Source organism: Mycobacterium sp. VKM Ac-1816D, assembly GCF_000416385.1.
GTDB lineage: Bacteria > Actinomycetota > Actinomycetes > Mycobacteriales > Mycobacteriaceae > Mycobacterium > Mycobacterium neoaurum_A.
Genome location: NZ_AOHQ01000142.1, coordinates 99,520 through 122,707 on the forward strand (window position 1 = coordinate 99,520; position 23,188 = coordinate 122,707).

24 protein-coding genes are annotated in these 23,188 nt (G+C 68.7%); 7 read left to right on the plus strand and 17 right to left on the minus strand.

All coding sequences use genetic code 11. From position 1 onward, the window contains the following. Positions 1–3: 3 nt before the first annotated feature. Entirely contained in the window at positions 4–906 is a 903-nt protein-coding gene (locus G154_RS21460; RefSeq protein WP_023985053.1) for a sterol desaturase family protein, read from the plus strand. Here G154_RS21460 and G154_RS21465 read toward each other — a convergent pair. The 3 genes from G154_RS21465 to G154_RS21475 form a co-directional block, all read right to left on the minus strand. Then, positions 903–2,210, minus strand: coding sequence for a HAMP domain-containing sensor histidine kinase (locus tag G154_RS21465; RefSeq protein ID WP_019514233.1), 1,308 nt, complete (start codon positions 2,208–2,210; stop codon positions 903–905). The two genes, G154_RS21460 and G154_RS21465, sit on opposite strands and share 4 nt — an antisense overlap. Before the next feature lie 3 nt (positions 2,211–2,213). After that, the gene (locus G154_RS21470; protein WP_167666324.1) at positions 2,214–2,882 is read right to left on the minus strand and encodes a response regulator transcription factor; all 669 of its coding nucleotides are present in this window, start codon (positions 2,880–2,882) and stop codon (positions 2,214–2,216) included. Between the two features lie 73 nt (positions 2,883–2,955). Next, entirely contained in the window at positions 2,956–3,519 is a 564-nt protein-coding gene (locus G154_RS21475; RefSeq protein ID WP_019514231.1) for a hemophore, read from the minus strand. Between the two features lie 276 nt (positions 3,520–3,795). Here G154_RS21475 and G154_RS21480 point away from each other — a divergent pair, with 276 nt between their 5' ends. Together G154_RS21480 and G154_RS21485 are read left to right on the plus strand one after the other, a co-directional pair. Then, positions 3,796–6,669, plus strand: a complete 2,874-nt coding sequence (locus G154_RS21480) for an MMPL family transporter (protein WP_023985056.1) — start codon at positions 3,796–3,798, stop codon at positions 6,667–6,669. A 23-nt stretch (positions 6,670–6,692) separates the two neighbouring features. Then, positions 6,693–7,151: a hypothetical protein gene (locus G154_RS21485; RefSeq protein WP_019514229.1), complete on the plus strand. Its 459-nt coding sequence runs from the start codon at positions 6,693–6,695 to the stop codon at positions 7,149–7,151. Between the two features lie 2 nt (positions 7,152–7,153). Here the strand turns inward: G154_RS21485 and G154_RS21490 are convergent, their stop codons facing one another. Together G154_RS21490 and G154_RS21495 are read right to left on the minus strand one after the other, a co-directional pair. Next, the gene (locus G154_RS21490; RefSeq protein WP_019514228.1) at positions 7,154–7,843 is read right to left on the minus strand and encodes a hypothetical protein; all 690 of its coding nucleotides are present in this window, start codon (positions 7,841–7,843) and stop codon (positions 7,154–7,156) included. Further along, positions 7,840–8,403 (minus strand): hypothetical protein, encoded by a 564-nt coding sequence (locus tag G154_RS21495; protein ID WP_031601241.1) that lies wholly within the window; start codon positions 8,401–8,403, stop codon positions 7,840–7,842. Before G154_RS21495 ends, G154_RS21490 begins: the two co-directional genes overlap by 4 nt. A 39-nt stretch (positions 8,404–8,442) precedes the next feature. On the opposite strand from G154_RS21495, the gene G154_RS21500 reads away from it, so the two are divergent. Further along, positions 8,443–10,401, plus strand: a complete 1,959-nt coding sequence (locus G154_RS21500) for a M13 family metallopeptidase (RefSeq protein WP_023985058.1) — start codon at positions 8,443–8,445, stop codon at positions 10,399–10,401. A 220-nt stretch (positions 10,402–10,621) separates the two neighbouring features. Here G154_RS21500 and G154_RS21505 read toward each other — a convergent pair whose 3' ends face one another. Together G154_RS21505 and G154_RS21510 are read right to left on the minus strand one after the other, a co-directional pair. After that, the gene (locus tag G154_RS21505; protein WP_023985059.1) at positions 10,622–11,602 is read right to left on the minus strand and encodes a L,D-transpeptidase family protein; all 981 of its coding nucleotides are present in this window, start codon (positions 11,600–11,602) and stop codon (positions 10,622–10,624) included. A gap of 54 nt (positions 11,603–11,656) precedes the next feature. Beyond that, complete coding sequence (locus tag G154_RS21510) at positions 11,657–12,907, minus strand: MFS transporter (RefSeq protein WP_081650075.1); 1,251 nt, start codon at positions 12,905–12,907, stop codon at positions 11,657–11,659. 52 nt (positions 12,908–12,959) lie between these two features. On the opposite strand from G154_RS21510, the gene G154_RS21515 reads away from it, so the two are divergent. Further along, positions 12,960–13,274: a thiamine-binding protein gene (locus tag G154_RS21515; protein WP_019514223.1), complete on the plus strand. Its 315-nt coding sequence runs from the start codon at positions 12,960–12,962 to the stop codon at positions 13,272–13,274. A gap of 6 nt (positions 13,275–13,280) precedes the next feature. On the opposite strand, the gene G154_RS21520 is transcribed toward G154_RS21515, so the two are convergent. Beyond that, positions 13,281–13,574 (minus strand): metal-sensitive transcriptional regulator, encoded by a 294-nt coding sequence (locus tag G154_RS21520; RefSeq protein ID WP_019514222.1) that lies wholly within the window; start codon positions 13,572–13,574, stop codon positions 13,281–13,283. A gap of 3 nt (positions 13,575–13,577) precedes the next feature. Beyond that, complete coding sequence (locus G154_RS21525) at positions 13,578–14,165, minus strand: DUF305 domain-containing protein (protein WP_023985061.1); 588 nt, start codon at positions 14,163–14,165, stop codon at positions 13,578–13,580. Positions 14,166–14,243: 78 nt separating this feature from the next. On the opposite strand from G154_RS21525, the gene ilvD reads away from it, so the two are divergent. Continuing rightward, positions 14,244–15,959, plus strand: coding sequence for a dihydroxy-acid dehydratase (ilvD, locus tag G154_RS21530; protein WP_019514220.1), 1,716 nt, complete (start codon positions 14,244–14,246; stop codon positions 15,957–15,959). 13 nt (positions 15,960–15,972) lie between these two features. On the opposite strand, the gene G154_RS21535 is transcribed toward ilvD, so the two are convergent. The 7 genes from G154_RS21535 to G154_RS21565 all read right to left on the minus strand — a co-directional run bounded on the left by G154_RS21535 (position 15,973) and on the right by G154_RS21565 (position 21,564). Further along, a complete protein-coding gene (locus G154_RS21535) occupies positions 15,973–17,217 on the minus strand; it encodes a glycosyltransferase (protein ID WP_019514219.1) in 1,245 nt (414 codons plus the stop codon). 68 nt (positions 17,218–17,285) lie between these two features. Further along, positions 17,286–17,669 carry an SRPBCC family protein gene (locus G154_RS21540; protein ID WP_023985062.1) on the minus strand — a complete coding sequence of 128 codons (384 nt, stop codon included), beginning with the start codon at positions 17,667–17,669 and terminating at the stop codon, positions 17,286–17,288. A gap of 60 nt (positions 17,670–17,729) precedes the next feature. Next, positions 17,730–18,377 carry an O-methyltransferase gene (locus G154_RS21545; protein WP_019514217.1) on the minus strand — a complete coding sequence of 216 codons (648 nt, stop codon included), beginning with the start codon at positions 18,375–18,377 and terminating at the stop codon, positions 17,730–17,732. Then, positions 18,374–18,859: a TIGR04338 family metallohydrolase gene (locus tag G154_RS21550; RefSeq protein ID WP_019514216.1), complete on the minus strand. Its 486-nt coding sequence runs from the start codon at positions 18,857–18,859 to the stop codon at positions 18,374–18,376. The genes G154_RS21545 and G154_RS21550 overlap by 4 nt, the downstream gene beginning before the upstream one ends. Beyond that, positions 18,859–19,608 carry a DUF2786 domain-containing protein gene (locus G154_RS21555; RefSeq protein WP_019514215.1) on the minus strand — a complete coding sequence of 250 codons (750 nt, stop codon included), beginning with the start codon at positions 19,606–19,608 and terminating at the stop codon, positions 18,859–18,861. Before G154_RS21555 ends, G154_RS21550 begins: the two co-directional genes overlap by 1 nt. Positions 19,609–19,675: 67 nt before the next feature. Next, positions 19,676–20,728, minus strand: a complete 1,053-nt coding sequence (locus G154_RS21560; protein WP_019514214.1) for a hypothetical protein — start codon at positions 20,726–20,728, stop codon at positions 19,676–19,678. Continuing rightward, on the minus strand, positions 20,725–21,564 hold the full coding sequence (locus G154_RS21565; protein ID WP_019514213.1) for an alpha/beta hydrolase: 840 nt from the start codon (positions 21,562–21,564) through the stop codon (positions 20,725–20,727). The genes G154_RS21560 and G154_RS21565 overlap by 4 nt, the downstream gene beginning before the upstream one ends. Positions 21,565–21,600: 36 nt before the next feature. On the opposite strand from G154_RS21565, the gene G154_RS21570 reads away from it, so the two are divergent. Next, the gene (locus tag G154_RS21570; RefSeq protein WP_023985064.1) at positions 21,601–22,623 is read left to right on the plus strand and encodes a sigma-70 family RNA polymerase sigma factor; all 1,023 of its coding nucleotides are present in this window, start codon (positions 21,601–21,603) and stop codon (positions 22,621–22,623) included. Here G154_RS21570 and G154_RS21575 read toward each other — a convergent pair. Beyond that, the gene (locus G154_RS21575) at positions 22,606–23,106 is read right to left on the minus strand and encodes a VOC family protein (RefSeq protein WP_019514211.1); all 501 of its coding nucleotides are present in this window, start codon (positions 23,104–23,106) and stop codon (positions 22,606–22,608) included. The genes G154_RS21570 and G154_RS21575 overlap by 18 nt on opposite strands. Between the last annotated feature and the right edge of the window lie 82 nt (positions 23,107–23,188).

Below are 23,188 nucleotides of genomic sequence, written 5' to 3' on the forward strand. Positions count from 1 at the left end.
TGCATGTTCGCTTCAGTGATTCGATACGGCTATGTGCCGTTCATGCTCATCGGCATCAACGGTGCGGCGGCGTTCCTGGCCGCCCGGAATTCTTCCGAGTTGTGGTTGGTGGGCCTCATCGTGGTGGCGGTCGGCTGCTCGTTTGCCGCGGAGCGCATCGTGCCCTACCGCCGAGAGTGGAACGACGGGCTCGATGACGCGGGGCGCGACACCGCCCACGCATTCGTCAACGAATCGTTCATCCTGGTAAGTGTCGCGGCCATTCCCCTGCTGGCTGCGGTCACACCGTTGCATCACTTGTGGCCCGGGACTTTGCCATTCGTTGCACAGTTGCTCATCGCAGTGTTGGTGGCGGATTTCGGTATCACCACGATTCACCTCGCAAGCCACAAGATCGGCTGGTTGTGGCGACTACATGCCGTTCATCACAGTGTTCGTCGGTTCTACGGTCTCAACGGCCTGATGAAGCACCCGTTGCATCAGGCCGTGGAAATGCTGGGCGGTGTCCTGCCGCTGATCGTCATGGGGGTGCCGGTGCAGGTGGCATCGGCGCTTGCGGTGTGCGTCGCCGTGCAATTGCTGCTCCAGCACGCCAACGTCGACTACCGGGTCGGCCCGCTGCGCTCGGTACTGGCGCTCAATGAAGGCCATCGGTTCCACCACCTGAAGTGGGCCGGTGTCGGCGACGTCAACTTCGGGTTGTTCACACTGCTGTGGGATCACCTCTACCGCACCTATTCCTTTGATCCCCAACGCCGATTCACGACGGACGATCTCGGCATGGCGGCCAAACCGCACTATCCGACAGGTTACTTTTCCCAGCTCGCCGAACCCTTCACCGCGAGCGGAGCGTGTCACTTCGACCCCGCCGCGGCCGCTGACGCGACTCATGGTCAGGCCGGCTAGGTGATCTGGTCGGGTGCGCGTTCGGAGATGGTCAGGGTGGCGCGCAGGCCGCCCAGCGGGCTGTCGTCGAGTTCGAGGCGCCCACCGTGCAGGGCGGCCTGCTGGGTGACCAGCGCGAGCCCGAGCCCCGAACCGCCGGGCGCGGCGGTACTGCCGCGCGAGAACCGGCCGAGCACCGCCGTGCGCTCCTCGGCGGGCAGGCCGCAGCCGTCGTCGTCGACGACGATCTGTAAGCGATCGGGTAACCGGTTGCAGGTCAGTGTGATCCGACTGGCTCCACCGTGGGTCGCCGCGTTGCGCACCAGATTGTCGACCGCCAGCCGCAGCCCGCCAGACCAGCCCCACACCGTGACGTGGTCGTCATCGGCCACCGTGATGTCGACGGTGGGGTGCACTCGCGCGTTCTCCCGCACCACCCGGTCGAGCATGTCGGTCACGTCGATCAGCTCACGGTCCTCGGCTTGCGCGAGCTGCCCCGAGGCCAGCTGTCCGAGTGCGGTGATGGTGGCCTCCACCCGGCGCTGGGCGCGCAGCAGGTCGGCGACCACCTCGTCACGCTCCTCGGCGGGCAGGTCGTGGATGCGCAGCGTATCCAGATCCGCACGCATGGCCGTCAACGGTGTGCGCAGTTCGTGTGCGGCATTGGCCGCGAAATCCTGTGCGGCCTGCAGGGATCGGGTGGTGGCCTGCTGCGCGGCGGCCAGCCTGCTCAGCATGCCTGCCATCGCGTCGGAGAGTTCCTCGGCCTCGCGGGCACCCTTCACATTCGGCACGCCGCCGCTGCCCAACGATTTCGTCTGCTCGGTCAGCCTGCGCAGCGGGCGCACCGCGGGGCCCGCCAGCAGCCAGCCGAACCCGCCGGCCACCAGCACGGTGAGCACTCCGACCGCGAGATACACCGGAATTCTCGTGGGGCTCAGCAGAATACTGTCGGCACGAATACCCAGCGACAGCAGGATGCCGCCACCCTGCTGGTCCATCGGGATGGTCCGCACCCGGTACTCGACACCGTTGACCTCCACGGTCTCGGTGCCCGGTGCCAGGGCGGGCAGCTGAAAGCCGCGCTGAAAGACCACCTGGCCGGTGGAGCGCGACCGGCCCGTGGTCAGCACCCCGCGTCTTGGGTCGGACAGCTGTTCGGGGAACATGCTGGCCTCGACGATCGAATCGAGACGACGATCCAGTTGTGCGGCATCGTTGTTGGCCAGTACCAACGATGTCAGCACCGTGAAGCCGGCGACGACGGCGGCCGCCGCGACGGCGGAGGCGATGGCGACCCGAGTGCGCAGTGACAGCCGAGCCACGGACTACGCCTCCTCCCGCAGCACGTAACCGATCCCGCGGACCGTGTGGATGACCCGGGGGCGATCCTCGCGCTCCAGCTTGCGCCGCAGGTAGGAGACGAACACATCGGCGACATTGGTGTCGACGTCGAAGTCGTATCCCCACACCAGCTCGAGCAGCCGCTGCCGGGACAGCACCACCCCCGCGTTCTCGGCCAGCACCGCGAGCAGATCGAATTCACGCTTGGTCAGATCGGCACGCTCGCCGTCGACGTAGACCAGCCTGCGGGCGGTGTCGATGGTCAGCGGGCCCACGATCATCACATCGGATTCGCGTTCGGCGTGACTGGCGCGGCGCAGCAGGGCGTGCAAGCGGGCCACCAGCTCACCGAGATCGAACGGCTTGGTCAGGTAGTCATCGGCACCGGCCTCCAGACCGGCGATCCGGTCGTTGACGGTATCGCGGGCCGACAGCACACAGATCGGGATCTCGTTGCCGAGCGCCCGCAGCGCCGTCACCACCGCCACGCCGTCGAGTTCGGGCATTTGCACATCGAGCACCAGCGCGTCGTGGGCCTCGCTGGCCAGCATGCGCAACGCCTCGCGGCCGTTGGAGGCCACCCGCACATCGAATCCGGAATGCCGCAGCCCGCGCGCGACCGAGGTCCGGACATCCGGGTCGTCGTCGACCATCAGCACCGTGCGGCCGGTGCTGTCGGATGGGGAGTGTTCCAGCGTGGTGCGCACCCCTGGATTATGGCGTGCGCTACGGGATTGCGCGGAGGACCGGGCCGGGCAGGGCGCCGGTGCCCTGGGCGACGGGACTGACGGTGTCCCCGGCCGCGGGTGATCCCGCAGCCGCCGATCCTGCTGTGGACGATCCGGCCGTCGGCGACCCGGCACCGGTCAGGCCGGTGGCCGGCTGCTGTACGGCCTGCATCAGACCGAGTACCTGAGGCAGCGAGATCGGCAGCTGGCACTGTGTCGACAACCTCACCAGGGGTGCCTGAAGGCGCTGCATGTCCTTGGCGGCACCCGGCTTGGCGTCGAAGTAGGCCTTGGCGGCGGCGAGGGACTGCGGCCCGGCGGGCTGCGCGGCGATCGTGGTCAACGCCTGATTGGTGTCGGGGTGGGTGTCGAGGTAGTTGCCCATCGACGTGGCCACCGAACCGATGGTCTTGGCGATCTCGCTCGCCTCACACGGATCGGTCTCCGCCCCGGCGCCCGGCGCCGAGATGACCGCGGCCACGCCACCGGCGGCCAGGCAGCCAGCGAATGTCGCCCACAGGCCGCGACGCAGCGCGGCGGAGCGACTGGGAATCAGATTCATCGGAAATCTCCTTCGGGTGGGACACCACTGGTATGGCTTGCGAACTCCCACTTTCGACAAGGCACGTATCCCCGACCCGGAACGACCAGCCGCCATCATGCCATCTGCCCGATCACCGAGCCAACCGGCACAGCAAACTCGCAGGTGGTGCCGAGGGGCGGACGTTGCGAGGTGGTCACAACCCGGATCGGGCACCGTTCGCCGCACAGCAAGCTGCGGTACGCTCTCGCTTACCAGCATCCGGGGAGAAAGGCCAGGGGCGCCATCCAGCAGTTCATGATGCGCTTGAGCAGCAGCCTGCGCAGATATCGCTGGGCGGTGTTTGTCGTATGGGTGCTGCTTCTCGTGCCCTCCGTATACCTGGCCATCAACCACTCCGACCGGCTCACCGGCGGCGGGTTCGAGGTCGCGGGATCGCAATCGCTGGACCTTCAGCACCAGCTCGAAGAACAGTTCCCCGACCAGGGCGCCTCACCGCTGGCGCTGGTGGCGGTGCCGCGCGCCGACGCGTCCTTCGAGGATATGAACGAGGCCGTCGCGCAGCTGCGGCGGATCGCCGGGGAAGTGCCCTCGGTCACCGAGGCCCCCAACCCGCAGCAACCGCCGCCCGCCCCCGACCGGCCCTATGTCGTGCAGTTGAAGGTGGACTTCAACAACAGCGGCGCGGTCGACATCGCCAACCAATTGCGCGACAAGGTCGGCATCGAAGGTGAGCAGGCGGGCCTGTCCGACAACGGCAAGGTCCGCCTCTACGTCATCGGCCAGGGCGCGCTCGGCGCCGCCGCACAACAGGCCACCAAACATGACATCGCGCAGGCCGAGAAGTGGAACGCGCCGGTCGTCCTGATCATCCTGCTGGCGGTCTTCGGGTCGCTGGCCGCGGCCGCGATGCCGCTGCTGCTCGGCATCTGCACCGTGGTGGTCACCATGGGCGTGGTGTTTCTGCTGTCCCATGTGATGGCCATGTCGGTGTTCGCCACCTCGACGGTGTCCATGTTCGGGATCGCGGTGGCGGTGGACTATTCGCTGTTCATCCTGATGCGATACCGGGAGGAGTTGCGGGCCGGACGCGATTCCGCGCAGGCCATCGACGGGGCGATGGCGACCTCGGGGCTGGCGGTCGTGCTGTCGGGCCTGACGGTGATCGCCTCGGTCAGTGGCATCTATCTGATCAACACCCCGATCCTGGAATCGATGGCCACCGGAGCCATCCTCGCGGTGGCGGTCGCGGTGCTGACCTCGACCACCCTGATCCCTGCCGTGCTGGCGACCTTCGGGCGCTCGGCGGCCAAACGGTCCAGACTGTTGCACTGGTCCCGGCGCCCGGACACCACCCAGTCACGCTTCTGGACTCGCTGGATCGGTGCGGTCATGCGCCGGCCGTGGGTGTCGGCATCGTTCGCCGCGGTGATGCTGCTGGTGATGGCGGCCCCCGCCTTCGGGATGACCCTCGGCAACAGCATGCTGCGCCAGTTCGACCCGAGTCACGAGATCCGCGGCGGGGTGAACGCCGCTGCCGAGGCGCTCGGTCCCGGCGCCCTGGGCCCGGTGCGGGTCATGGTCACCTTCCCCGACGGGCAGGCCGACGGCCCGGCGGCGCAGGCCGCGCTGGCCACCGTGGGACGCACCATGGCCGAGGGACCGGATGTGGCGGCCGTGACACCGCCGGTCATCGGCAAGGACAACGACAGTGCGCTGCTGTCGGCGGTGCTCACGGTCGACCCCGAGGACTTCCGGGCCCGCGATGCGGTCGACTGGATGCGCACCGAGCTGCCCAAGCTCGATATCGGCAACGCGCAGATCGACGTCGGCGGGCCGACCGCGCTGATCAAGGATTTCGACGACCAGGTGTCCATGGCCCAGCCGTGGGTGTTCGTCTTCGTCGCCGTCATCGCCTTCGTGATGCTGCTGATCGCGATCAGGTCGGTGTTCCTGGCGCTCAAGGGCGTGCTGATGACCGTGCTGTCGGTCGCGGCCGCCTACGGCAGCCTGGTGGTCGTCTTCCAGTGGGGCTGGTTGGAGGACCTCGGGTTCGCCCCGTTGGAATCGCTGGACAGCACGGTGCCCCCGCTGGTGCTGGCGATGACGTTCGGCCTCTCGATGGACTACGAGATCTTCCTGCTCACCCGCATCCGGGAACGCTTCCTGATCACCAACAACACCCGCGACGCGGTCGCCTACGGCATCTCCACCAGCGCGCGCACCATCACCAGCGCGGCGCTGATCATGATCGCGGTGTTCATCGGATTCGCCTTCGCAGGTATGCCGCTGGTGGCCCAGATCGGTGTCGCGTGTGCGACGGCCATCGCGGTCGACGCCACGATCGTGCGGTTGGTCCTCGTGCCCGCGTTGATGGCGATGTTCGACGAATGGAACTGGTGGCTGCCGCGCTGGCTGGACCGCATCCTGCCGTCGGTGGACTTCGAGAAGCCGCTGCCCAAGGTCGACATCAGCGACCTGGTGCTGGTGCCCGAGACGGCCCTGGCCGCACCCGGAGCCGATCTGCGCATGGTGGTCAAGTCCGCCGCCAAGCTCAAGCGTCTGGCCCCGCAGACCGTGGTGGTCCCCGATCCGCTGGCCTTCACCGGCTGCGGACCCGCCCCGGGGGAACGCCGGCTGTCCGGACGGCTGCCCACGATCACCTCCACCGGTTCGATCACCCGGCCCGTGCACCCGGTGACGATGTGGCGCGGCCGGATCAACGTCGCGCTCGACGCGCTGGAGACCGCATCGGACTCCGAGAAGCTGCCCGTCCAGCGCCGCAGCCCGATCGAGGCGACCACCGTGCAGCTGCCCACCGGCGACCGGTTGCTCATCCCGACCGGCGCCGAGACACTGCGGATGAAGAGCTATCTGTTGATGTGCCGCAACACCAGCCGCGACTTTGCGGAGTTCGCCCGGCTGGTCGACTCGATGGAGACCGACACCGCGGCCCGCGTCCTGACCGGCATGGACCGGTATTACTGTGGACAGCGCCCTCGGGCGCACTGGGTCGCCACCCAGCTCGTCCGCAGGCTTGCCGACCCACGGCCTTCGGACGACCCGGACGCTCCGGCACCGGCCGAGACCGATTGGGACCAGGTTCGGCAACGATGCCTGTCGGTCGCGGTGGCGATGCTCGACAGGACAGAGCTGGAGGAGGCGAGGTGACGGTGGCAGCGCAGCCCACTGACATGTCCTCGGCGGCCGACGGACGGCCCGTCGAATTCTGGCCCACCTCGGCCATTCGCGCCGCACTGGACAATGACGACCTGGCGGTATGGCAGCGCATCGCCGCGGCCATCAAGCGGGATCCGTTCGGCCGCACCGCGCGCCAGGTCGAAGAGGTCCTCGACACCGCGCACCCGTACGGGGTGTCCAAGGCACTCGCCGAGGTGCTGGACAAGGCGCGGGCGCATCTGGAGGCCAATGAGCGCTCCGAGGTGGCTCGGCACATCCACGAGCTACTGGAACGGTCCGGTCTCGGCGTTCCGGAATTCGCGTCGCGGATCGGGGTGCCCAGCGAGGACCTCACCGGATGGCTCGAGGAGAACGGCTCCCCACCGGCGACCCTGATGATCCGGATGCGCAGGCTCTCCGACCGGTTCGCCAGGATCCGCGCCCAGCGCGCTCAGGCCTCCGCCGAACGCTGAGCTCAGCGGGCGTTGATCGGCGTCACATCGGTCACCAGCCACGTGCCATCGGTCTTGGCGAGCGTGACGCGCAGTGCCAGCACCGCGATATCTGCCGGTTTGCCCGGGGTGTTCTGGGTGCCGCGCATGACGACGGCCACGCTGGCCGCTGCCGGACCGATCGCCTCCACCCCTGCCGATACCGTCTGCGCCTGACCGGATACGTTGCGGCTGGTCAGATCCTTTGCCACGGCCTGAAATTCGTTGCGGTAGCTCTCGGCCCGCTCCGGCGACATCAACGCGGTGGCGCGGTCGATGCCGGTGTTCGGGCTGCTCGGGCTGAACGTCGCCGAGGCCTCCGCGACGCTGCTGGCGATGCCGACGACCTCGGCGCTGTCCCGGCCGAGGTCGCGGTCGGGGACAGTCCACCGGATGTAGCCGACGAAGACGGCCGCGACCGCGAGGACGGTGGCGGTCGCCACGACCCCCAGCCGCAGCAGCGGCCCGTCGTCATCGGTGCCCACGGTGACGCCGTCGCGGCGGAACAGCACCGCGTTGACCACCACGCCCTGCAGGATCAGCAGGCACAGCGCCGTGCACACCGCCACCCACCAGCGCGGCCAGTCCAGCGCACTGCCGATGAACACCAGCGCCAGGATCGCCAACGCCGGCGCCAGGATGTCGACGCCCGCGACCCGTAGCCGGTTGATCATCGGATGGTCTCCAGTCGCGAGATCAGCAGCGAGCCGTCGATATCGGAGACACCCAGGCGCAGATTCCAGCGCACCGTGGTCGGCTGGGCGCCGGCGTTCTGGCTGACCGACGTGGCGACCACCAGCACCGTGTCGGTGCGTGATGCCACCGTGGCGAGCTCGGCAGGGGGCGCGTCGGTGTCCTTGGCACCATCGGGGACCCGGTGCATGGACTCGATCGAGACGGACTCGACCTGGCCGACGGTCTGTGACTTCAGCTTGCCGACCAGATCGGCGAACGGTGTCATGGTGGCGTCGAAATCGACGTTGAGCTGGCCGACGGTGCCGTCCCGCAGCTGCTGCAGGTTCTGCGGCGCGTTCTCGGAGTTCATGTTGATCAACAGCGCGGTCCAGTCCACCGCCGCCTGCAGGACCTCGCTCTGGTGGGTGCGTTCGGCCACGTCGGCGCGGTGTCCGGTCCACACCATGACGCCGAGCGCCGTGGCCGCCAGGGCGATCACACCGAACACGATGCCGGCGATGCCGTAACGGGACAGCACCCTGGTTTGCTCATCGGGCATGGCCGTGAGGCTACCGGTGAGCTCTGGCACCATGAGAGTGTGACGTCTACAGAACTCCGCTCCGGCATCGATCTGCGATACGTCGACGCCGATGTGCGCCCCCAAGACGACCTGTTCGGCCACGTCAACGGACGCTGGCTGACCGACTACGACATCCCCGCCGACCGCGCCACCGACGGTGCCTTCCGCACCCTGGCCGACCGCGCCGAGGAACAGGTACGCGACATCATCACCTCCGCTTCGGCGGCCGACGGACCCGATGCCCAGCGCATCGGCGATCTCTACGCGTCGTTCATGGACGAGGCCACCGTCGCACGGGTCGGCCTGGCCCCGCTGCGCGCCGAGCTGGACACCATTACCGCCGCAGCCGACCGGGACGCACTGGCAGCGGTGGTGGGCGCCCTGCAGCGCACCGGCGTCGGTGGCGGCGCCGGGGTGTACGTCGACACCGACTCCAAGGACTCCACCCGCTATCTGCTGCACATCTCCCAGTCCGGGCTCGGCCTGCCCGACGAGTCGTACTACCGCGACCCCGCCCATGCCGCCATCCTGTCCGCCTATCCCGAGCACATCGCCCGCATGCTCACCCTCGTCCACGGAGAGGGTGACCATGCCGAGACGGCGCGCCGCATCGTGGAGTTGGAAACCAAACTGGCCGCGGCGCACTGGGATGTCGTCAAGCGCCGTGATGCCGACCTGACATACAACCTGCGCACCTTCGCCGAGTTGCCCTCCGAAGCGCCGGGATTCGACTGGGCAGGCTGGGTCGCTGCGTTGGGCGCGAACCCCGAAGAAGTGGTGGTCCGCCAGCCCGACTACCTGACGGCGTTCGCCGCGCTGTGGGCGGGTGAAGACCTGCAGGTGTGGAAGCAGTGGTTGAGCTGGCGGGTCATCAGCGCGCGCGCCTCGCTGCTGACCGATGACCTGGTGGCCGAGAACTTCGCGTTCTATGGGCGCACGTTGTCAGGGACCGAGGCCATCCGGGATCGCTGGAAGCGCGGCGTCGGCCTGGTCGAGAGCCTGATGGGCGATGCCGTCGGCAAGTTGTACGTGGCTCGGCATTTCCCGCCGGAGGCCAAGTCCCGGATGGATGAGCTGGTGGCCAACCTGCGCGAGGCGTACCGGGTCAGCATCACCAGCCTGCCGTGGATGACCCCGGAGACCCGCACCCGCGCACTGGAGAAGCTGGACAAGTTCACCCCCAAGATCGGTTACCCGGCGAAATGGCGGGACTATTCGGCGCTGGTGATCGACGCGGGTGACCTGTACGGCAACTACCGGCGCGGCTACGCGTGCGAGTATGACCGTGACCTGGCCAAGCTCGGCGGCCCGGTGGACCGCGACGAGTGGTTCATGACCCCGCAGACGGTGAATGCCTACTACAACCCCGGCATGAACGAGATCGTCTTTCCCGCCGCCATCCTGCAGCCGCCGTTCTTCGACGCCGAGGCCGATGACGCCGCCAACTATGGCGGTATCGGGGCGGTGATCGGTCACGAGATCGGGCACGGCTTCGACGATCAGGGTGCCAAGTACGACGGCGACGGCAACCTTGTCGACTGGTGGACCGATGCCGATCGCGCCGAATTCGGCCAGCGCACAACGGCGTTGATCGATCAGTACGAGCAGTTCACCCCGCGGGGGCTGGATTCCGGCCACCACGTCAACGGTGCCTTCACCGTCGGGGAGAACATCGGCGACCTCGGCGGGCTGTCCATCGCCCTGCTGGCCTACGAGCTGTCCCTCGACGGCAAGGAAGCCCCGGTGATCGACGGCATGACCGGCGTGCAGCGGGTGCTGTTCGGGTGGGCTCAGGTGTGGCGCACCAAATCTCGTGAGGCCGAGGCCATCCGGCGCCTGGCCACCGATCCGCATTCGCCGCCGGAGTTCCGCTGCAACGGTGTCATCCGCAACATCGACGCGTTCTACGAGGCGTTCGAGGTCGGCACCGATGACGAGCTGTACCTCGAACCCGACCGGCGCGTTCGCATCTGGTAACGGGGCGCGGGTAGGCGACCTACCAGGCTTGCACCCCGAGCAGGCTCGGCCCTGCGAGGACTGCACTCAGGTAGGAAATCGTGCCCGCAGGGCTACCTGGATTCAGCCTGGTGGCCCTCTGCCCGAAGCGACTGAAACCTGGTAGATCTCGCCGCGACCCCGTGACGCAGAACGGCCCACTTTCCCTGGGAAAGTGGGCCGTTCTGTGTGAACAGGATCGTCAGAACATCTGCCAGTCCGAGGCCCCGTCGGGCTGGTTGTACAGACCACCGTCGGTGTTCTTGATGACGACGGCATCACCGGAACCGAAGTTGTCGTAGAACCACTTGGCGTCGGCGGGGGCGAGGTTGATGCAGCCGTGGCTGACATTCGTATTGCCCTGGTCGGCCACCGACCACGGCGCGCCGTGCACGAAGATACCGCTGTTGTCGATGCGCACGGCATCTTTGACGTGGGTCTTGTAACCCTCCGCGGAATCCACCGGGACTCCGTAGGTGGAGGAGTCCATCACGATATCGGCGAACTTCTCCAGCACGTAGTAGGTGCCGTTCTTGGTCTCGTGGCCGGACTTGCCCAGCGAGACCGGGAACTCCTTCTCCACCTCGCCGTTGCGCACCACCGTCATCGTCTTGGTCGCATCGTCGACGGTCGCCACCAGCTGCTCGGGCACGGTGAAGCTGGACTTGGTGCCGGCGGCGTCGATGTTGACCACGGTGCCGGTGGGCCAGAAGTCCTGCGGGCGCCACCGCAGCTGGGTATCGGTGACCCAGTAGAACTGGCCGGGCACCGGCGGGTTCGAGGTGATGTGCACCGCGTCCTGGGCCATCTGCCGGTTGGCGATGGGCCGCTGGAAGTTGATGTAGATCGGCTTGGCCGCGCCCGCGATCGACCCGTTGACGGGGTTGAACGACGGCGGCACGAACGGCGGCAGACCGCGGAACGGATTCGGATTCTGTCCGGGCGGGGTCCCCGGCGGGATGGGCAACGGCTGCGCCCCGGGCCCACCGACCGGGGCGAACGGATCGGCTGCCGTCGGTGTCGCGGACGGAGCCGGCGGCGCGAACGGGTTGGGGAATGCGGGCGGGGCCGGCACGGGCGGAGCGGGCTCCGCCAGAGCCGACGGGCTACCGATACCTGCTGCGACGACCGTTGCGGCCGCCAAGATCGCGCTGGCGAGTTTCGTTCTCGTCCGCTGCGACATATGTCACCTCCACTGGCATATCTGCAGACCAGTCTGGCACAGCACGTCTACCGGCTAACCCTGGCGAGGCCGGACGGACCCCTCATCACCGTCCGACCTGCACCACTGACCTGGGACGTTTATCGCCGGTGTGAGTCCTGCCGTTACAGGGGCGAGCAACCACGGCAGCGCGGCAACAGCGACCAATACCACCGCGGTCAAGGCCGCCGACGCGCTGAGCACGGCCAATGACCCACCGGCTGCGAACAGGGCGCCACCGGCCAGGGCGCCGGTGACGATGCCGGCCTGGAACGTCGCCACGTAGAGCCCGGACGCACCGTCGGGGTCCTCGGGTGCGCTGTTGATCGCCGCGGACTGCAGCATCGGCGGCAGCGCCGTCGACATGGCGCCCCACGCCAGCATCCCGACGACGCCGAGCACCGCCCGCGGGTCGCCACCGGCCACGACCGCCAGCCCCGCGAACGCGGCGACCAGCCCTGCCAGCGCCGTCATCAGGACCGGTCGCGGCCACTGGTCCAGCGGGCGGGCGAACACCGCCATGGCGACCAGTCCGGCCACCCCGAACCCGGCGAGCACCGGCGCGGTGGCGGTGCCCGTGACCTCACCGATGATCACGGCGATGTAGGTGTAGGACATGAAGTGCGCGCTGACACCGACCAGCGTGAGTCCGCACAGGGTGGCCAGCGCGCGATTACGGTGCCACCTGCGGCGGCGGCCCACCTGCCCGGCCGGGCCCATATCGCCGGCCGGCAGCACCGGTAACAGCAGCCGCGCGGCCAGGGTCACCGCTGCGGCCGCCACCATGACCGCGGCGACCGCGGCGCGCCAACCCCACGCCTGTGATGTAAGCGCCGTCATCGGGTTGCCCGCCACCAGGGCCAGGGCGGTGCCGGCGTACACCGCCGTGGTCGCCCGTCCGCCATGCCCGGGGGGAACCAGCCGGACGGCGATCGGGGCCAGTACCGACCACATCAGACCGTGGGTGAGCGCGCACAGCACCCGCGCCACCGAGAGCACCTCGAAGTTCGGCGCGAGCACCGAAAGCGCTTGCGAGACAGTCAGACACACCAGGGTCAACAACAGTGCCCGGCGCCGCGGCCAGCGCGCCGTCCAGCGCACCAGCGGCAGGGTGGCCACGGCGGCGATAAACGCATAGCCGGCCAGCAGGGTGCCCACCGTCGCCGGCGCGATGTCGAGGTCGGCCGCGATGGCAGGCAGCGCCCCGACGGGCAGGATCTCGGCGGTGACGTAGACGAACGCGGCGGCCGCGAGCACCGTCAGTTGCGCGTACGGTTTCACGGTCATGCTGGAACGCCACGGTAATGCCGTGGCCGCCCCGAACCCGAGAGGACGCGCGATGATCGTCGCCTTCAGCATCAGCCCGTCGGGCACCGGCCGCTCCGACGGCTCGGTCAGCGAGGCCGTCGCCGCCGCGGTGCGGGTGGTGCGCGCGTCGGGGCTGCCCAACCGGACCTCGAGCATGTTCACCGAGATCGAGGGCTCCTGGGACGAGGTCTTCGACGTCGTCAAACGTGCGACCGAGGCGGTGGCACCGTTCGGTACCCGGATCTCACTGGTGCTCAAGGCCGATATCCGACCAGGCCACGAGGGCGAACTCGACGGCAAACTCGCGCGCCTGGAGTCCGCGATCGAGAACGCCGAACCGGTCTGATTGCGGCTAGGAGCGGACCAACCGGGCGATGGCCGCCGACGCCTCGGCCAGCTTGACCTCGGCCTCCTCGCCACCCGCGGCAACCGCGTGGGTGACGCAGTGGCCGAGGTGCTCGTCGAGCAATCCGAGGGCGACCGACTGCAGCGCGCTGTTGACCGCGCTGATCTGGGTGAGGATGTCGATGCAGTACTTGTCGTCATCGATCATCTTGGCGATACCGCGCACCTGCCCCTCGATGCGCCGCAACCGCTTGGCGTAATTCTCCTTCTGCGGCGAATAGCCGTGTTCTGCATCGGTCATCGACTACCCGCCTCCCAACAGTTGCTGCATGTGACCGGCCTCCTCTTGGCGCGTGCTGATGATGCCCTGCGCCAGCGTCTTGGCGTTGGCGTCCTGACCCTCCTGGATCTCGGTGGCGGCCATGGTCAGGACGGCCTGGTGATGGTTGAGCATGGCCTGCAACCACAACCTGTCGAATTCGGGACCGCGCAGCGCCGCAAGCCGTTGCATGGCGCCCTCGTCGAACAGGTTGGGCCCCTGCGGCACCGGACCCTGACCGCCCTGCTGGCCGTCGGTCCACTGCACCAGCAGTGCGTTCACGGTGTCGGTCTGCTGTTTCTCGCTGACGGCAAGCACATCGGCGAGCGCCTGCATGCGTGGGTCGTCGGAGTTGGTGCGCACCAGCGCGATCATCTGGTCGATACGCGGGCGCTGGGCGAGCAGGGCATCGGCGAAGGCGCGATCGATGGCATTGACCCCCGGAGTGCCCGGGGCGGGCGATGTCGCCGAAGCGGCGGCGGCGCTCGACGCCTCGGGTGCACCGGCCTGTCTGCCACAGGCCGGCACAAGGATGGCCAGCATCGCCGCCACCAGTACCAGCACCCGTCTCATGTAGCCAGGCTACCGGTACCCCAGAGGGGTATCAGCGGGGGTTTGGGATGGCCCTGGGCCGAATGCATACTTACCTGCATGCCCTCAGCACCGCAGGCCCGTCCCGGGGTCGATATCAAACCCCGCAGCCGCGACGTCACCGACGGATTGGAGAAGACCGCCGCCCGCGGGATGCTGCGCGCCGTCGGTATGGGCGACGACGACTGGGTCAAGCCGCAGATCGGCGTCGGCTCATCCTGGAACGAGATCACCCCGTGCAACATGTCGCTACAGCGGCTCGCGCAGGCGGTCAAGGCTGGCGTGCATGCCGGCGGCGGCTACCCACTGGAGTTCGGCACCATCTCGGTCTCCGACGGCATCTCCATGGGCCATGAGGGCATGCACTTCAGCCTGGTGTCCCGCGAGGTGATCGCCGACAGCGTCGAGACCGTCATGCAGGCCGAACGCCTCGACGGATCGGTGCTACTCGCCGGCTGCGACAAGTCGATCCCCGGCATGCTGATGGCGGCGGCCCGCCTCGATCTGGCATCGGTGTTCCTCTACAACGGCTCGATCATGCCCGGAACGGCGAAGCTGACCGACGGCACCGAGAAAGAGGTCACCATCATCGACGCCTTCGAGGCCGTCGGTGCGTGTGCCCGTGGCCTGATGTCCCGCGAGGACGTCGACATCATCGAGCGCGCGATCTGTCCCGGCGAGGGCGCCTGCGGTGGCATGTACACCGCCAACACGATGGCTTCGGCGGCCGAGGCACTGGGATTGTCCTTGCCCGGCAGCGCATCCCCGGTGGCCATCGACTCACGCCGCGACGAGTACGCGGCCCGGTCCGGCGAGGCCGTCGTCGAGCTGCTGCGCCGCGGTATCACTGCCCGCGACATCCTGACCAAGGAGGCGTTCGAGAACGCGATCGCGGTGGTCATGGCCTTCGGCGGTTCCACCAACGCGGTGCTGCACCTGCTGGCCATCGCCCGCGAGGCCGAGGTCGAACTGACGCTGGCGGACTTCACCCGTGTCGGCAACCGGGTGCCCCACCTGGCCGATGTGAAGCCGTTCGGCAGGCACGTGATGAAGCATGTTGATGAGATCGGCGGTGTGCCGGTGGTCATGAAGGCGTTGCTGGATGCCGGTCTGCTGCACGGTGATTGCCTGACCGTGACGGGCCAGACGATGGCCGAGAACCTGGCCCATATCGAGCCGCCGGACCCCGACGGCAAGGTGCTGCGCGCCATGAACAACCCGATTCACCCCACCGGTGGGATCACCATCCTGCACGGCTCGCTGGCACCCGAGGGCGCGGTCGTCAAGTCTGCCGGCTTCGACTCGGACGTATTCGAGGGCACGGCACGGGTTTTCGAGCGCGAGCGGGCGGCACTGGACGCCCTCGAAGACGGCACCATCACCCACGGCGACGTGGTCGTCATCCGCTACGAAGGCCCCAAGGGTGGGCCGGGTATGCGTGAGATGCTGGCCATCACCGGCGCGATCAAGGGTGCGGGCCTCGGCAAGGACGTCCTGTTGATGACCGACGGCCGGTTCTCCGGTGGCACCACCGGGCTGTGCGTCGGGCATATCGCACCCGAAGCCGTCGACGGCGGCCCGATCGCCTTCGTGCGCGACGGTGACCGGATCCGCCTCGATGTCGCCAACGGCACCCTCGACCTGCTGGTCGACGAGGCCGAATTGGATTCCCGCAAGGCAGGTTTCGAGCCGCTGCCGCCGCGGTACACCACCGGCGTGCTGGCCAAGTACACCAAGCTGGTGCAGTCAGCGGCCGTGGGCGCGGTCTGCAACTGACGGCTGGCCGGGATCACCCGGCCGCGGCGCCGCCGCGGCGTAGGTGGGCTTCCACGATGTCCGCGCCGAGTGGCACTCCCCCGGTATCGGCGAAACCGCGGGCGACGGCGGCCGCACCGCCGGTCATCGACATCGCGTCGAGGATGGCGGTGCGCAACCGGTCCGGGGTCAGCCGGCGGGCGGGCAACCGGGTTCCGCAGCCGGCGACCTCCACCCGGCGGGCCACCTCGAACTGATCTCGCCCGAACGGCACGACGCATACCGGTATGCCGCGGCTGAGCGCCTTCTGCGTGATGCCCATGCCGCCGTGGGTCACCACACAGACGGTGCGGGTGAGCAGCAGTGAATGCGGGACGAACCTGGCCAGCGTGACACCGGGCCGGTCCTGGGTGGTCACCGGACCGGCCGGCGACGTCGCCACCAGATGCAGGCTCAGTCCGTCGAGTGCCTCGATCGCCGCACCCACCAGCCGGGTGTCGGCCTGCGGGACCGAGGATGTGGTCACCAGGACGATGGGCCGGTCGATATCGGCGAGCCACGCGGGCTCCTGATCACCCACCGGATCGAACGCCGCGGGGCCGATCAGGTGGACTTTCGGCCCCCACTCGGTCTGCCGGTACTCGAAGGGCTTGCCGGTGGCCACCAGGACCGCCGGTGCACGACGCAGCAGCTCATCGGCGGTCTGCACGGCGGGCAGCCCGAGGTCGGCGCGGACCGGGGCGAGTCCGGTGGCGAAGGGCCGGTCGAAGACCCGGCGGGTGACCGTCGCGATGCCGTGGTCGCGGATGCGGCCCCACGGACCACGCCACGGCCGGGCGCCCGCACCGAACGGCGGCAGGCCGGGTGCCCGCAGGTAGGGAGTGAAGGGCGACAGGACGAGCCAGGGAACATCACCGGTCTCCAGATAGGAGATCGCGCCCCACGAGTTGGAATCCACGATGACCAGATCGGGGCGCACCGTCTCGACCGCGCGCCGGATATCGGCGACTTCCAGGGTGGCGCGCCGGGTGAGCACCCGCACGGTGTCGGTGGCGGCCCGCAGCACTGAGATACCGGCCTCGTCGTGGTCGTGTTCGACCGCCTCGATCACCAGATCCACGGGTTCGACGGCGAACCCGAGCCTGCGGCACAACCGGATGCCGTCGGCGAGAGTGCGCACGTGGATGCGGTGGCCCCGGCCGGCGAGTTCGGTGAGCAGCGCGCAGAACGGATACAGGTGCCCCAGCGCCGGCGCGGTGTACGCCAGGATCACCGCCATGCCAGGACTCCCTCCACTGTGTCGGCCACGTCAATTGTCATTCGCGGCACCACCCACGGCGGATCGGGTCAGGTCGTGAACGGCTTCCTGGCGGCCATGGTCTCGATGCGGCGTACCGCCACCTCCAGCACCGGCAGGTAGGCCGGTGCCCACCACGGCGCCGTCATCCACACCGTGCAGCCGCCGGGTCGCGGTTCCACACCGTGCTGGGTGGCCGGTACGCCGGCGACATCCCACCCCCAGCTGTGGCCGGGATCGAATTCGCTGATCACGAACGGCAGCGGAACCCCGACCGGTGTCCAGACCCGTCCCGTCGCGCCCAACAGGAAGGCAGTGCCGTCGAGTTCGGCGCGCACGACCGTGGGACCCCACTGCGGCCACGCGTCCAGATCGGTGAGCAGCTCCCACACCGCGTCGGCGGGGGCATCGACCGTTCGTTTCGCCGTCCACACGGCTCTGCTGGTACCCGCCGGCGCCGTGTCCGAATCGCGCACCCTTCGGCCGGGCGGGACTCAGGTGACCAGCGCGACGGCGAATCCGTCCCAGCCCTTGGCCCCGACGGTCTGGATGGCGGCGGCGTCCAAACGGGGATGGCTGCCCATCAGCGCGATGGTCTCGCGCACCGCGATCGCCTGCCGATCCTGCGGGGCGGGATCCAGTACCCGGCCGCCGCGGGCGATGTTGTCGCAGATGATCAGCGCACCAGGTTCGGATAGGGCGATCGCCGCCTCGAGATAGGCCGCATTGTTCTCCTTGTCGGCATCGATGAAGAACAGGTCGAACGGCCCCGTCAGCGTGGGCAGGGTGTCCAGCGCGGCGCCGACGATCACCTCGACGCGGTCGGCCACGCCGGCGCGCTCCAGGTTCTGCCTGGCGATCTCGGCGTGCCGGGGCTCGTATTCGAGGGTGACCACGCTGCCCTGCGGGCCGACCCCGCGCGCCAGCCAGATGGTGGAGTACCCGGCCAGGGTGCCGATCTCCAGGGCGCGGCGGGCTCCGGTGAGCCGGGCGTACAGCGACAGCAGCTTGCCGTGCTGCGCGGAGACCTCGATGGCGGGCATCCTGGCCGGGCCCGTCGAGAGCCGCGCGGCGCGCAACGCATCGTCCTCGGTGTTCAGCAACTCGTCGTACAGCGCGTCCACCGCGGCGTAATCGCTCATCCGGACACCCCTTCCTTTGCGTAGATCACCCGCAGCACGTGCTGGGCTTCCGGTCCCATCACGCACCCTGCCAATTCGGTCATCGTGCCGACGAACCCGGGACCGTGCGGCTCGCCGTCGTCGGTCAGATGGCCGGCCAGATGGTGTGCCAGCTCGTGCAGGACGACCAGCTCGCGCAGCGCCCATCGGCTCTGGCCGTCCGGCACGGCGATCACGCCGGGTTCGTAATGTGCCGCGGTGACCCCGCGCCGCGACCGCACCGCACACGTCCCCGCCGCGGGCCACCGCTGCCGCACCGCGGGCAGCGCCAGGACATCCTCGACATAGCGCCGCACCGCGTCCACCGAGCCGAACCGCGCCTCCGGCGGCAGGGTCAGCGCGGTGCCGAAGAAGTCCAGCGATCCGCGGCCGTCGGCACGGTCGAACAGTGTGCGCACGAATTCCTCTGCGGCGTAGACCTTTGCCCGTTGCGCATCGCGCATCAGCGCTCCAGACGGGCCCGCGCCCCGGACAACTCCTGCGGCGGACCGAGCCGCGCCCTTCGCCCGGCCCGGTCCCCGGCCCGGCGGGCCTCCGACGAGTACCCGGCCGTGGCACTGCTGGCCCGCCATGTCCCACGCGCCGCCGAGGCCTTCCGATAGAACGAGGTCAGCTCCAGGTCCTTGTTGCGCAACGCCACCGCGGTGCCCGGCGCATCATCGGCGCCCTCGGTCGCCGACCGCCGCGCGTCCTCGCGGGCCTCGGACAGCCGCTGGCCCACCCGCGCGCCGAAGGCCAACTGGAAGTTGATCCGGGCGGTGATCGTCGGCGTCGGCCGGTGCGCGCCGGTGGCCAGGTACTCCTTGGACGCCCGCACCATCTGCATGACCAGGCTCGAATACAGCGCATGGCTGGCATCGATGTCCTCGGCGAAACCGTATGCGTAGACGAACGTCGAGTTCGATGCCACATCGCATTTCACATCATTGGCCAGCGCGATCACGACGAACAGCTGGACGTAGGTGCGCAGTCCGCGGGTGCCCGGATCACCGATGGTGATGGTGCGTTGCACCGGGGCTTGCGCGGCGGTACGGGTCGCCGAGTGCGCGCGGGCCACCGCAAGGTCGATCGAGGTGGCGGTGGCCAGCCGCTGCGCGGCAGCCAGGAACGCGTCCGCCTCGTGCTGGTTGTCGGTGCCCTCGGCCTGCCGCAGCAGGGCCGCGATGCGGGCGAGCATCTTGTCGCTACTCATGTGGCCAGGCTAGGTAGTCGCGCCGACAACGCGGCCCCCTCGACCGTAGTTATCCACAGGCCGCCGGTCATGGCTCGACGAAGGTGTCCAATGCCGTGACCAGCTGCGGTGACAGCGGATCCGCCTTGGCGTAGTTGGCGACATTGTCGGTCGGGTCATCGCGCAGGACGTGGTTGACGCCCTTGAGCTCGATCACCGTCAGGACGGTCCGCCGGAGCGCGTCGACCAACGGACGAACTCCTGTGCACGGGGCCTGCCCGTCGGTGTCCGAACACGTCAGCAGGACCCGCGTCGCGGTCGGCACCTTTGCTGCCAGCGCAAGCGGGTCGATCGAGTCCGCCTCCACCACGGCCTTGACGTTGCCCGCGTTGAGGATCGCGCCGAGCCCGTCGGGCAGCTGCGCGGGTGCGGTACCGCGGGTGCGGGCCTGCTCGACGGCCGCGGCCCAGGCATCGAGCACCTGCTGCGCCTGTTCGGGTGTCTTGGCGCCCGAGCTGCGGGCGGCCTCGACATCGGCGCGCACCCGGTCGCTGACGATGTCGAGATAGCGTCCCGGCAGCGGCTGGAGCAGCCCGAGTGCATGGATCTTCGGGGAGTCCGGGTCGATATCGTCGGCCAGCGTCATGGCGTGGATGGTGCCCTCACCGAGGGCGTACACCGAGATCTGGTCGGCATCGGTACCGGGCCGGCCCGCCAGATAGCGCACCGCGGCCCGAGCTCCCGCCGTGTAGGCCGCACTGCCGACGTCCGCGGGATTGGTGGCGTACGGACCGAGCCCGGTCTTACCGGTGCCGACCTTGTCATAGCGCAGCGTGGCGATGCCCTTGCCGGAGAGGTATTCGGCCAGCTGGCGCATGTTGCCCACGGGACCGGCCACGGCATTGTCCCCGTTGCGGTCGGTGGCACCGCTCTCCGAGATCAGCAGTGCCGCAGGCCCGGTGTCGTCACCGTGGTGGCGGTAGGTTCCGTGGATGGTCAGACCGGCGGCATCGGTGAAGGACACCTCATCCTCCACCCAGCCCTGCTGGGTGTCGCCGTCCCCGGATTCTCCCGACGAGCAGCCGACCACCAAAAGCAGCGCGGCGAGCAGCGAGAAGATAAGGCGGACAGTGCTTTTCACAGTCTCGTCGCAATCCACGAAGTGACGTCGTCGAGGACCACGGCGCGTTCGGGTTCGTTGAACACCTCGTGGTAGAGCTCGGGGTAGACCTTGAGGTTCACATCCGCCGAACCCACCCGGTCGACCAAAAGCTCGGAGCCGGCGACCGGGATCAGCGAGTCCTGACCGCCGTGCACCACCAGCAGCGGCGCGGTCAGTACCGCGGCGCGGCGCGGCATCGTCTCGCCGACTCCGATGAGCGCCTTGGCGATACCGGCGGGCAGCTTGCCGTGGTGCACCATCGGATCGGCCTCGTAGGCCGCCACCACCTCGGGATCGCGCGACACCGCGTCGGCGGGCAGGTTCTCCACCGGCAGGCCGGGCAGCAGGCTGCCGAGCACCTTGGCCACACCGATCATCAGCGGGGACACGCCATCCTGGGCGTACACCGCCGGCCCGGACAGCACCATGGCGGCGTAATCGTCGGGATGCTCCACCCCGTAGGTGAAGACGACGCCGCCACCCATGCTGTGACCGAGCACCACCCTTTTCAATTCGGGGTGCGCGGCGGTCGCCAGCCCCACCAGATGGTGGAAATCATCGGTGTACTCGGAGATGTTCTTCAGGTAGACGCGCTTGCCGCCCGAGCGTCCGTGCCCGCGGAGGTCCAGGGCATAGGTGATCAGCCCGGCCTCGCCGAAGCGCTGGGCGACATGGTCATAGCGGCGGGCGTGTTCGGCGTATCCGTGACAGATCACGACCACGCCGGTCGGGTCGGTTCCCGGCGTCCACACGTCGTAGACGATGGGCACTCCGGAAACACCGTCGAAGGTGCGTTCACTGCGCGTGGTGGCCACGCGGTGAGCCTATCGGCACACCGCCGCAGGCCCCGCCTGTCGGTCCCGGTCGGTAAGCTCTCGTGGGTGACCGTCCTCACAGCGGTAGGCGACAGATTCGATTCCAAGGACGCGTTCCTCGCCGACGCGCAGCGGTATCGACGGGAACTGTTGGCGCATTGCTACCGGATGACGGGTTCGGTGCACGATGCCGAGGATCTGGTCCAGGAGACCTACTTGCGGGCCTGGAAGTCCTACGACCGGTTCGAGGGCAAGTCCTCGGTGCGCACCTGGCTGTACAAGATCGCCACCAACACCTGCCTGACGGCGCTGGAGGGCAAGCAGCGCCGGCCGTTGCCCTCGGGGCTGGGCACCCAGAGCGCCGATCCGCACGCCGATATCCACGAGCGGCACGAGGTGCCCTGGCTGGAGCCGCTGCCCGATGCCGAGGATCCGGCGGATCCGCAGACGGTGGTCGGCACCCGTGAATCGGTGCGGCTGGCCTTCGTGGCGGCGCTGCAGCACCTGTCGGCCAGGCAGCGGGCGGTCTTGGTGCTCCGCGATGTGCTGCAGTGGCGGGCCGCCGAGGTGGCCGACGCCGTGGGCGCGACGACCGCCGCCGTCAACAGCCTGCTGCAGCGCGCCCGCGCTCAGCTCGAGGCCGTCGGTCCGAGCGCAGACGAGGTGCTGCGGGCGCCGGAGTCCCCGGAAGCCCGGGAGCTGCTGGCCCGCTACATCGCCGCGTTCGAGGACTATGACATCGATTCGCTGGAGAAGCTGTTCACCGACGACGCGATCTGGGAGATGCCGCCGTTCGACAGTTGGTACGTCGGCCCGGCGGCCATCGGCGCGCTGTCCCGCGACAAGTGCCCGGCCGAGCGCGCCGGCGATATGCGCTTCGTGGCCACCACCGCCAACGGCCAGACCGCCGCGGGGATGTATCTGCGCAACCCGGAAACCGATGTCCACGAGCCGTTTCAGCTGCACGTCATCGATATGACCGCGGCCGGTATCACCCACGTGGTGGCCTTCCTGGACACCACGCTCTTCCCGACGTTCGGCCTACCCGCCCGTCTCTGATCGGTAGGCCCGGGTGAGGGTCGCGATATCGAACTTGCCGAAGGTCGCCAGCACCGCGGCATCGAGTCGCCGATTGGCCTCGACATCGCCGCGGCCGAGCATGTCGAAGTACTCGTTGGGGGTGACCTGCCAGGACAGTCCGTACTTGTCCTTGAGCCAGCCGCACGGCTGCTCCTGACCACCGGCGACCAGTGCGGCCCACACGCTGTCCAGCTCCTGCTGGCCGGTGACCCGCACCTCCAGCGACACCGCCTCGGTGAACGTGAAATGGGGTCCGCCGTTGATGCCGACGAAAAGCTGACCACCGAGTTCGAACTCGACGAGCACGGGCACGTCCTGCGGTGACGGCGCGTCGGGATGCGGCGCGTGGGTGGCGACGATCCGCCCGTTGCCGCCGAAGGCCGCGATGTAGTGCGCGGCCGCCTCTTCGGCTTCGCGGTCGAACCAGAGATTGGGGACGATGCGTGCGGTGATCTCAGTCATGCCGATATCGACTGGTATGCGCAGCCGAATTCATCGCAGCGCCCCCATGACGACATGTCAAAGCAATCGAATTAGCAGTTCA

Bases quoted from the DNA above. Each gene is read 5' to 3' on its own strand.
- G154_RS21545 (WP_019514217.1), bottom strand. From the start codon at position 18,377: ATGAGCGATTACGCCGCGGTGGACGCGCTGTACGACGAGTTGCTGAAC.
- G154_RS21490 (WP_019514228.1), bottom strand. From the start codon at position 7,843: ATGATCAACCGGCTACGGGTCGCGGGCGTCGACATCCTGGCGCCGGCG.
- ilvD (WP_019514220.1), top strand. From the start codon at position 14,244: ATGCCCTCAGCACCGCAGGCCCGTCCCGGGGTCGATATCAAACCCCGC.
- G154_RS21480 (WP_023985056.1), top strand. From the start codon at position 3,796: ATGATGCGCTTGAGCAGCAGCCTGCGCAGATATCGCTGGGCGGTGTTT.
- G154_RS21475 (WP_019514231.1), bottom strand. From the start codon at position 3,519: ATGAATCTGATTCCCAGTCGCTCCGCCGCGCTGCGTCGCGGCCTGTGG.
- G154_RS21525 (WP_023985061.1), bottom strand. From the start codon at position 14,165: ATGAGACGGGTGCTGGTACTGGTGGCGGCGATGCTGGCCATCCTTGTG.
- G154_RS21470 (WP_167666324.1), bottom strand. From the start codon at position 2,882: ATGGTCGACGACGACCCGGATGTCCGGACCTCGGTCGCGCGCGGGCTG.
- G154_RS21535 (WP_019514219.1), bottom strand. From the start codon at position 17,217: ATGGCGGTGATCCTGGCGTACACCGCGCCGGCGCTGGGGCACCTGTAT.
- G154_RS21510 (WP_081650075.1), bottom strand. From the start codon at position 12,907: ATGACCGTGAAACCGTACGCGCAACTGACGGTGCTCGCGGCCGCCGCG.
- G154_RS21555 (WP_019514215.1), bottom strand. From the start codon at position 19,608: ATGAGTAGCGACAAGATGCTCGCCCGCATCGCGGCCCTGCTGCGGCAG.
- G154_RS21495 (WP_031601241.1), bottom strand. From the start codon at position 8,403: ATGCCCGATGAGCAAACCAGGGTGCTGTCCCGTTACGGCATCGCCGGC.
- G154_RS21520 (WP_019514222.1), bottom strand. From the start codon at position 13,574: ATGACCGATGCAGAACACGGCTATTCGCCGCAGAAGGAGAATTACGCC.
- G154_RS21515 (WP_019514223.1), top strand. From the start codon at position 12,960: ATGATCGTCGCCTTCAGCATCAGCCCGTCGGGCACCGGCCGCTCCGAC.
- G154_RS21550 (WP_019514216.1), bottom strand. From the start codon at position 18,859: ATGCGCGATGCGCAACGGGCAAAGGTCTACGCCGCAGAGGAATTCGTG.
- G154_RS21575 (WP_019514211.1), bottom strand. From the start codon at position 23,106: ATGACTGAGATCACCGCACGCATCGTCCCCAATCTCTGGTTCGACCGC.
- G154_RS21485 (WP_019514229.1), top strand. From the start codon at position 6,693: ATGTCCTCGGCGGCCGACGGACGGCCCGTCGAATTCTGGCCCACCTCG.
- G154_RS21460 (WP_023985053.1), top strand. From the start codon at position 4: ATGTTCGCTTCAGTGATTCGATACGGCTATGTGCCGTTCATGCTCATC.
- G154_RS21505 (WP_023985059.1), bottom strand. From the start codon at position 11,602: ATGTCGCAGCGGACGAGAACGAAACTCGCCAGCGCGATCTTGGCGGCC.